General features: G+C 35.2%; 7 protein-coding genes and 1 rRNA gene. 2 read left to right on the top strand and 6 right to left on the bottom strand.

Features of this window, described 5'->3' with window-relative positions:
• From I580_RS16230 to I580_RS16215, 4 genes are all read right to left on the bottom strand, one after another.
• A 16S ribosomal RNA gene (locus I580_RS16230) occupies positions 1–283 on the bottom strand; the annotation flags it as partial.
• Between the two features lie 679 nt (positions 284–962).
• Complete coding sequence (locus tag I580_RS16225; RefSeq protein WP_010770983.1) at positions 963–1,469, bottom strand: GNAT family N-acetyltransferase; 507 nt, start codon at positions 1,467–1,469, stop codon at positions 963–965.
• A gap of 131 nt (positions 1,470–1,600) precedes the next feature.
• Positions 1,601–1,972: a hypothetical protein gene (locus tag I580_RS16220; protein WP_174277936.1), complete on the bottom strand. Its 372-nt coding sequence runs from the start codon at positions 1,970–1,972 to the stop codon at positions 1,601–1,603.
• A gap of 64 nt (positions 1,973–2,036) precedes the next feature.
• Positions 2,037–2,405, bottom strand: a complete 369-nt coding sequence (locus tag I580_RS16215) for a CvfD/Ygs/GSP13 family RNA-binding post-transcriptional regulator (protein WP_010770981.1) — start codon at positions 2,403–2,405, stop codon at positions 2,037–2,039.
• Positions 2,406–2,603: 198 nt separating this feature from the next.
• On the opposite strand from I580_RS16215, the gene I580_RS16210 reads away from it, so the two are divergent.
• The gene (locus I580_RS16210; RefSeq protein WP_010770980.1) at positions 2,604–3,770 is read left to right on the top strand and encodes a MalY/PatB family protein; all 1,167 of its coding nucleotides are present in this window, start codon (positions 2,604–2,606) and stop codon (positions 3,768–3,770) included.
• Between the two features lie 63 nt (positions 3,771–3,833).
• Here I580_RS16210 and I580_RS16205 read toward each other — a convergent pair whose 3' ends face one another.
• Positions 3,834–4,421, bottom strand: a complete 588-nt coding sequence (locus tag I580_RS16205) for a peptidylprolyl isomerase (RefSeq protein ID WP_010770979.1) — start codon at positions 4,419–4,421, stop codon at positions 3,834–3,836.
• A gap of 267 nt (positions 4,422–4,688) precedes the next feature.
• Between I580_RS16205 and I580_RS16200 the strand changes: the two genes are divergently transcribed.
• Entirely contained in the window at positions 4,689–5,702 is a 1,014-nt protein-coding gene (locus tag I580_RS16200; RefSeq protein ID WP_010770978.1) for an NAD(P)/FAD-dependent oxidoreductase, read from the top strand.
• 43 nt (positions 5,703–5,745) lie between these two features.
• On the opposite strand, the gene I580_RS16195 is transcribed toward I580_RS16200, so the two are convergent.
• Positions 5,746–5,988 (bottom strand): DUF1450 domain-containing protein, encoded by a 243-nt coding sequence (locus tag I580_RS16195; protein ID WP_010770977.1) that lies wholly within the window; start codon positions 5,986–5,988, stop codon positions 5,746–5,748.
• Positions 5,989–6,000 lie beyond the last annotated feature (12 nt).

The raw sequence follows: 6,000 nt of genomic DNA, 5'->3' as shown, positions 1-6,000 counted from the left end.
TGTTACCTCACCAACTAGCTAATGCACCGCGGGTCCATCCATCAGTGACACCCGAAAGCGTCTTTCAAATCAACACCATGCGGTGTCGACTATTATGCGGTATTAGCACCTGTTTCCAAGTGTTATCCCCCTCTGATGGGTAGGTTACCCACGTGTTACTCACCCGTCCGCCACTCCTCTTTTCAAATGAGTGCAAGCACTCGGTAGAAAAGAAGCGTTCGACTTGCATGTATTAGGCACGCCGCCAGCGTTCGTCCTGAGCCAGGATCAAACTCTCATAATAAAAGTTGAACACAATCTTGCGATTGTTAAGCTCATTTGTTTGCTAGCATATTGCTTCGCTTTGTTAAAATTGTTGTTTGTTTTTACCGCTGTAAAAACAACCTACACATTTGGTTCGTCTTACTTTGTTCAGTTTTCAAAGGTCTACTATGTTACCTCGCAGCAACTTTTATATCATATCAAATCTTCGATTTGATGTCAACACTTTTTTAAAAAAAGTTTCAAAGTTTTTTCTGCTTGATGTTATCGAATGTTTCACGACAACTTCATTAGTTTATCAGGTTGTTTGTTATTTGTCAACAACTTTCTTCCTGATTTCCCAAGTTTTTTTCAAACTTGATTGTTATTCTATTTTCGCTTAGCTGTCTTTTGTTTCTTGTGACAACTTCACTAGTTTATCAGGTTAGTGATTGTTTGTCAACAAGTTTTTCGCCTGATTTCCAAAGTTTTTTCAACTGTTGGATTGTTATATTATTCTGATCGTTTGGCGTGTTGCTTCAGTGCCTTGCGACAAGATATAATATAACAAGTTTTTCTTTATTGGTCAACCATTTATTTGCAAAAAATAAAAAAGTTTTTTTATTTGATTTTACTCTTTCTAGCCTTATTTTCGTCTTTAGAATAGAAAGTCTATAGTATACTATCATTTATGCTAAAACAGCATCTAGTTCCGATTGTTTTTACACCTTAATAGAAAATAGTTCGAATTTATTCCCTTTCGAATCATTTGAACTTCCAATGTTAGTAAATCCATTTTCCTCATAAAACTGGATTAACTTTTGATTATTAGCTAAACAATCTAAGCGTAACTCTACTACATTGCCACTAAATTTTAGTTTTAATGCACTGATTAATTGCGTTCCATAGGATTTCCCTCTATATATAGGACGGATGATTACGCGATGTAAGTATCTAACCTCTTGGCTGAAATCAAAATTCTTCCAGAGCAATCTATCCCACTCCGTTGGTGTTTTCCACGCTGCAGCCATTCCGGCCAATTGATTTTCATTATTATAGAAGAAAAATACTTCTCCTCTTGCTACCGCATCTGCTAATCTATGTTTATCTTTCCCTTGCAAAACCTCTGACCATTGATCACTACCTGTTGCTTTCAGCCATTCAGCACTTTCTTGTAATAAAAACATAGCTGTTTTGGTTTCTTCAACCATCACTTGTTTTAATTTCATAGTAGCTACCTCCTCATTTTATATAAAAAAGACGAATCAAAACTAATGTCTAGTTTTGTTCCGCCCTTTAATGCTTAAATAAAAGGTATTTAATAGTAAGGACCTCTTATTTTTATGTATCTATGTTCATTTTAAAACATCGGTACTCCTTGAATATCATAAGAAGCTAATAAATTTTTTAATTCGGATGGTTTTTCCCACACATATTTATCATCAACAGTTGGGATTACATGATCTTCATTCATTTCAAATACAAATAAAGGCATATTTTCAGCATCTGTATGCGCATTTGTTAACTCGACCAAATTAATTGAAGTAACATCTAGTTGAATTTCTTCTTTGAAAACTTGCAACATACTTGCCAATCCTGTCATATCTTCAGAAACTTTTGTTGTAACAAACGCCATTGACTCACCAACTGGATGAACAAGAAACTTCTTCGAACCATCATTTAGGTTCAGCATAATAGTACCAGCGACTTTTTTGTTAGACAAAACATCCACCTCAATTAATTTTTGTTTTCATAAACTAGGAAAATTGTACCATATTTTCTGAAAAAAAACAGAATTATTTCTCGAGCAATGCATCCATTGCCTCATCAGTCCAGATAGGAAGCTCTTTTTGTAACGTTTCAAAGCCGATTTTTTTATTTTTATTGGTGAAATATTTTTTGCGTCGATGATTTGGCTGTTGTATTTGAGTCTCCAATGTTCTCAACGATAAACTGACTTTTTTTGAATATTCATCGATATCGATTACTTGAACTTTAACCTTCTGCCCTACTGTTAATAAACTATGAATATTTTTGGTATAGCCAGCTTGCACTTCTGAGACATGTATCAATCCCTGAACTGTATCACTTAATGAAACAAATGCACCATAAGGTTGTAAGCCTGTAATCGTTCCGTCAAGAATCATCCCTATTTTGTATTCCATATTAATATCCTCTTTTCATTATGCCCATAAAAATGTTTTTCTCATGTAAAATGATATCATGTTCCCAACAAAAGTGCATGAATTTATTTCTACTATTATATTATTAATTCTTTTTGTTCATATTTTATTGAAACTCCATTATACTATAGTTAAGTATTATTTAACGAAAAATGTTTTCAAATAGAAAGGATGAATTGAATGGTAGAATTTGATACAGTTTATGATCGCCGTAACACCAATTGTTCTAAGTGGGATTCAATTACAGACACTTATGGGGAAGATGGCTTATTGCCTTTATGGATAGCTGATATGGATTTCAAAGCAAACCCTCCTGTATTGGAAGCACTAGAACAAACGGCGAAACAAGGTATTTTAGGTTATTCACCTGCTCCAAATTCATTGTATGAGGCAATTCAACGTTGGCAAAAGCGTCGTCATGATTATTCCGTTAACAAAGAAGCTATCCTCTTCAATAGCGGTGTTGTTCCAAGTCTTTCTCTTGCTATTCAGGCATACACTGAACCAGGCGATGCTATTTTGATCCACGATCCAGTTTATCCTCCATTTGCCAAAGTTGTTGAACAAAATAATCGGAGACTTATTCGTAACCAGTTATTAATAGAACAAGAACACTTTGTTATGGCACTTGAAGAGATGGAAAAACAGATCGTTGCTGAAAATGTTCGACTATTTATTCTTTGTAATCCACATAACCCTGGTGGGCGAGTATGGACAAAAAGCGAACTAGAAGCATTTGGTCAACTATGCGCAAAGTACGATGTACTTGTTATCAGTGATGAGATCCATCAAGACTTAATTTTTGCTCCACATGTGTTTACAACATTTGCAAATGTCCACCCATCGTTTAAAGATTTCTCGATCACATTGACTGCTGCAACAAAAACATTTAATTTAGCTGGTATTAAAAATTCAATGATTTTTATTGAAAATCCTGACTTACGGAAAAAATTCATTGCAGCACAAGAACGTAACTTTCAAAATGAGATCAATATTTTCGGCTATGTAGGTACAGAAGCCGCCTATCAACATGGTGATAACTGGCTAGAAGAGTTGCTCGTTTATTTAACAGAAAATATTGACACGGTAAGTACCTTCTTGCAAACAGAACTTCCAAAAGTCAAAATGATGCGGCCAGAAGGAACTTACTTGATCTGGTTAGATTTTTCATCGTTGGGTTTGACCGATGCACAATTGCAAAAGCAACTCATCCATAAAGGAAAAGTAGTTTTAAATCCTGGGATCTCTTTTGGACCTAACGGCACACAACATATGCGTTTGAATGTTGCTTGTCCAAAAGAAACACTGATTGAAGGGTTACGTAGAATCAAATATTCTTTTGAATAGCAAAAAAAGCTTGAAACAAAACTAGTTTTTAGTTTTGTTTCAAGCTTTTTTGCTAGCTATTGCTTATTCACTAATTTCTACTTTTTCAATGACTACATCAAACGTTGGACGATCTTGAGAATCTCTTTGTACGCCCCCAATTTCATCTACAACATCCATACCGTCTACAACATGACCAAAAACAGTATGACGGAAATCTAACCAAGGTGTACCACCTTTTTTATACGCTTCAATCACTTCTGTAGGGAAGCCAGCACCTTCTAATTGTCCAAACATATTAGCAGGAACATTTTGGTTATTCACGATAAAGAATTGACTACCGTTCGTATTTGGTCCAGCATTAGCCATTGATAACGCTCCACGTAAATTGAACACATCTTTAGAAAATTCATCTTCAAATTTTTCGCCGTAAATACTTTCACCGCCCATACCTGTTCCAGTAGGATCGCCACCTTGAATCATAAAATCAGGGATAACACGGTGAAAAATCACACCATCGTAATAGCCTTTTTTGGCTAGTTGAACAAAGTTTTCAACTGTTTTTGGTGCATGTTCTGGGAATAGTTGCACAGTAATATCCCCGCGGTTGGTTTTTATCACGGCTTTAGGGCCTTTAACATTTGCTAAATCTAATTGTGGAAATTCTGACATTGTTATTTCCTCCTCATTAATTTTTACTTACTTATATTATCATAAACAACTTCACTTGAAAATTCCATTATCTTTTATTATCATAAACAACTTCACTTGAAAATTCCATTATCTTTGTTATTCTTTTAAAAGAACCTTGTTTTCACAAACTTCCACTTGCTTTTTTCTGTTACAAGTGATATTTTGTGAAAAACGATATACTATTATTTAGGGTTTCATTTTATCTGAATGGACACTTTTTTATTATAGAAACAGGAGGAAAAGTTGATGTCTGATTCAAAAAATATTTATGATCTAACCATCGTCGGTGCAGGTCCCGTGGGTCTTTTCGCCGCTTTTTATGCAGGAATCCGTAAAGCAAAAACAAAAATTATCGATAGTTTGCCTCAATTGGGTGGACAACTGTCTACGCTTTATCCTGAAAAATATATTTATGATGTTCCTGGTTTTCCCGCAATCAAAGCTAGTGAACTAATCGAAAATTTAGAAAAACAAATTGCTCCTTTTGCTCATGAAACTTGTTTAGAAGAAGAAGTGAGGAATTTGGTACAAGAAGATGGCTACTTACGTATTGAAACATCAAAAGGTGTTCATTACTCCAAAGCCGTTATCTTTGCGATTGGCAATGGCTCATTTCAGCCTCGACGTTTAACAATCGATGGTGCAGCAGAACTTGAAGGAAACCATGTTCATTATTATGTAACAGATATGAGTAAATTTTCGGGTAAAAAAGTAGCCATCGCAGGTGGTGGTGATTCTGCTATTGATTGGGCTCTAATGTTGGAACCAATTGCAGAAGAAGTTTCGATTATCCATCGTCGTCCCGAATTTCGTGGACATGAGCATAGCGTAGATAATTTGAAAAATTCCGAAGTTTCAATCTATACACCTTATGTCATTGATCAACTCTTAGTAGAAAACGATTCATTCAAAGGGATTCAATTGAAAGAAACCAAAGCAGATAACTTTGAAAAACTTGATTTAGATTCTTTGATCATCAATTACGGTTTCACTTCATCTTTGAGTCATTTAAGAGATTGGGGCTTAGACGTTAGCCGTAATGCCATCGAGGTGAACTCTGATATGTCAACAAACCTTCCTGGTGTTTATGCAGTTGGTGACATTTGTAATTATGATGGGAAAGTAAAATTGATTGCCACAGGATTTGGGGAAGCACCGACTGCTGTCAATAATGCATTGCACTATATTAAACCTGAGACAAGAACCCAGCCGATGCATAGTACTAGTTTATTTGAAGGAAAAGAAGCTAAGATGCTTTAATAAAAAATGGAACTTGCCATTAAATGACAGGTTCCATTTTTTATTATCCCATATCTTCTTGCCAACAGATGATGGCTTTTTTTACATTTTCAACCAGCTCTTCTGGTGTAACACCCGTTATTCGTTCGCCTTCAAACAAAACAAAGAATGTTTGAGCACAAAGAACACATTCATTCATACAGGAATAAGAGATCACATCCCCATTTTCTTCAATAAATGGATCACTCAATAATAGCTCTGCACCTTTAGCTAGGTTTTGTTCACAACATTCTATTAGTGGATTCATCGATTTTCTCCT

This window comes from Enterococcus caccae ATCC BAA-1240 (genome assembly GCF_000407145.1).
GTDB classification, from domain to species: domain Bacteria; phylum Bacillota; class Bacilli; order Lactobacillales; family Enterococcaceae; genus Enterococcus_L; species Enterococcus_L caccae.
This window is presented reverse-complemented; position numbering and strand designations above follow the sequence as displayed.

Bases quoted from the DNA above. Each gene is read 5' to 3' on its own strand.
- I580_RS16225 (WP_010770983.1), bottom strand. From the start codon at position 1,469: ATGAAATTAAAACAAGTGATGGTTGAAGAAACCAAAACAGCTATGTTT.
- I580_RS16215 (WP_010770981.1), bottom strand. From the start codon at position 2,405: ATGGAATACAAAATAGGGATGATTCTTGACGGAACGATTACAGGCTTA.
- I580_RS16210 (WP_010770980.1), top strand. From the start codon at position 2,604: ATGGTAGAATTTGATACAGTTTATGATCGCCGTAACACCAATTGTTCT.
- I580_RS16205 (WP_010770979.1), bottom strand. From the start codon at position 4,421: ATGTCAGAATTTCCACAATTAGATTTAGCAAATGTTAAAGGCCCTAAA.
- I580_RS16200 (WP_010770978.1), top strand. From the start codon at position 4,689: ATGTCTGATTCAAAAAATATTTATGATCTAACCATCGTCGGTGCAGGT.
- I580_RS16195 (WP_010770977.1), bottom strand. From the start codon at position 5,988: ATGAATCCACTAATAGAATGTTGTGAACAAAACCTAGCTAAAGGTGCA.